We start from the raw sequence: 2,500 nt of genomic DNA on the forward strand, positions 1-2,500 counted from the left end.
TTGGTTGCGGGGGCAGGATTTGAACCTGCGGCCTTCAGGTTATGAGCCTGACGAGCTACCGGGCTGCTCCACCCCGCGGTACCAGGTTTTTGCCGAGAGGCAAAATACCGACTGCACTGCATTATAACACGAAAGGCCGCTATGTGAGCGGCCCTTTGTTCGGCTTTGGGCCGTTTTTGTGATGAGAAGATTGATTTCATGAAGTTGCGATTTGCAGACCTGGCAGCGACCTACTCTCCCGCGTCTTAAGACGAAGTACCATGGGCGCAGGGGCGTTTCACGGCCGTGTTCGGAAAGGGAACGGGTGCAGCCACCCCGCCATAACCACCAGGTCGGCAAAGCGCAACTTAATTGTTTGAGAAGCTGGTGCAGGCCGAAGGCCTGCTTATTTAAACACGTCAAAGGCTCAAACCGGACAAACACTTGCGTGTTTGCCGGGCCCGTCGCAAAGGCTGACGCCTTCGCTCTGTCGGGACGAATGCGATGCATTCGCCCTGAGATGAGCATAGTCAATGAGAACGATCAAGCCGATCGAGCTATTAGTACCGGTAAGCTTCATGCGTTGCCGCACTTCCACACCCGGCCTATCAACGTGGTCGTCTTCCACGGCTCTGATAGGGAATACTCGTTTTCAGGTGGGTTTCCCGCTTAGATGCCTTCAGCGGTTATCCCGTCCATATATAGCTACCCTGCTATGCCCTTGGCAGGACAACAGGTCCACCAGAGATATGTCCATCCCGGTCCTCTCGTACTAGGGACAGATCCTGTCAATATTCCTACACCCACGGCAGATAGGGACCGAACTGTCTCACGACGTTCTGAACCCAGCTCACGTACCGCTTTAATTGGCGAACAGCCAAACCCTTGGGACCTGCTCCAGCCCCAGGATGCGATGAGCCGACATCGAGGTGCCAAACAACCCCGTCGATATGGACTCTTGGGGGTCATCAGCCTGTTATCCCCGGCGTACCTTTTATCCGTTGAGCGATGGCCCTTCCACGCGGGACCACCGGATCACTATGACCGACTTTCGTCTCTGCTCGACTTGTCAGTCTCGCAGTCAGGCGGGCTTATGCCATTGCACTCGACGACCGATTTCCGACCGGTCTGAGCCCACCATCGCGCGCCTCCGTTACTCTTTCGGAGGCGACCGCCCCAGTCAAACTACCCACCATACACTGTCCCGGACCCGGATGACGGGCCGCGGTTAGACATCCATGACGATAAGGGTGGTATTTCAAGGATGGCTCCACGGAAACTGGCGTCCCCGCTTCAAAGCCTACCACCTATCCTACACATGCCGACACGAATGCCAGTGTAAAGCTATAGTAAAGGTGCACGGGGTCTTTCCGTCTGACCGCAGGAACCCCGCATCTTCACGGGGAATTCAATTTCACTGAGTCTATGTTGGAGACAGCGGGGAAGTCGTTACGCCATTCGTGCAGGTCGGAACTTACCCGACAAGGAATTTCGCTACCTTAGGACCGTTATAGTTACGGCCGCCGTTTACTGGGGCTTCGATTCAAAGCTTGCACCTCTCCTCTTAACCTTCCAGCACCGGGCAGGCGTCAGACCCTATACGTCGTCTTGCGACTTCGCAGAGCCCTGTGTTTTTGATAAACAGTCGCTACCCCCTGGTCTGTGCCACCCCACAAGAGTTGCCTCATATGGGGTCACGCTTCTTCCGAAGTTACGCGTGCAATTTGCCGAGTTCCTTCAACATAGTTCTCTCAAGCGCCTTGGTATACTCTACCTGACCACCTGTGTCGGTTTCGGGTACGGTCTATACGGTGGAGCTATTTCCTGGAACCGCTCCGCTGCCCTGATAATCCAATAAACCAGAACAACTTGTGCAATCCGTCACTACCACCAGGCCCACGAATATTAACGTGGTTCCCATCGACTACGCATTTCTGCCTCGCCTTAGGGGCCGGCTAACCCTGCTCAGATTAACTTTAAGCAGGAACCCTTGGTCTTTCGGCGAGAGGGTCTCTCACCCTCTTTATCGTTACTCATGTCAACATTCGCACTTCCGATACCTCCAGGAGCCCTCACAGGTCTCCCTTCATCAGCTTACGGAACGCTCCGCTACCACGTGTATTGCTACACATCCTCAGCTTCGGTGCATGGCTTCAGCCCCGTTACATTTTCGGCGCAAAGACCCTTATTTAGACCAGTGAGCTGTTACGCTTTCTTTAAATGATGGCTGCTTCTAAGCCAACATCCTGGTTGTTTTGGGATCCTCACATCCTTTCCCACTTAGCCATGACTTGGGGACCTTAGCTGGAGGTTAGGGTTGTTGCCCTTTTCACGACGGACGTTAGCACCCGCCGTGTGTCTGCCGAGTAGTACTCCCCGGTATTCGGAGTTTGGTTAGGATCAGTAAGACGGTGAGTCCCCATAGCCCATCCAGTGCTCTACCCCCGGGGGTATTCGCTCGACGCTCTACCTAAATAGATTTCGCGGAGAACCAGCTATTTCCGAGTTTGATTGGCCTTTC

1 tRNA gene and 2 rRNA genes (1 of these 3 cut by a window edge) are annotated in these 2,500 nt (G+C 54.4%); all 3 read right to left on the reverse strand.

Annotated elements, in window-relative coordinates:
• Window position 1: 1 nt before the first annotated feature.
• A tRNA-Met gene (locus tag ATY29_RS31810) sits at window positions 2-78 on the reverse strand.
• A 139-nt stretch (window positions 79-217) separates the two neighbouring features.
• Window positions 218-332, reverse strand: a 5S ribosomal RNA gene (gene rrf, locus ATY29_RS31815).
• 186 nt (window positions 333-518) lie between these two features.
• Window positions 519-2,500 (reverse strand): 23S ribosomal RNA (locus tag ATY29_RS31820) (it continues 819 nt past the right edge of the window).

The organism is Rhizobium hidalgonense (assembly GCF_002914525.1).
GTDB classification, from domain to species: domain Bacteria; phylum Pseudomonadota; class Alphaproteobacteria; order Rhizobiales; family Rhizobiaceae; genus Rhizobium; species Rhizobium hidalgonense.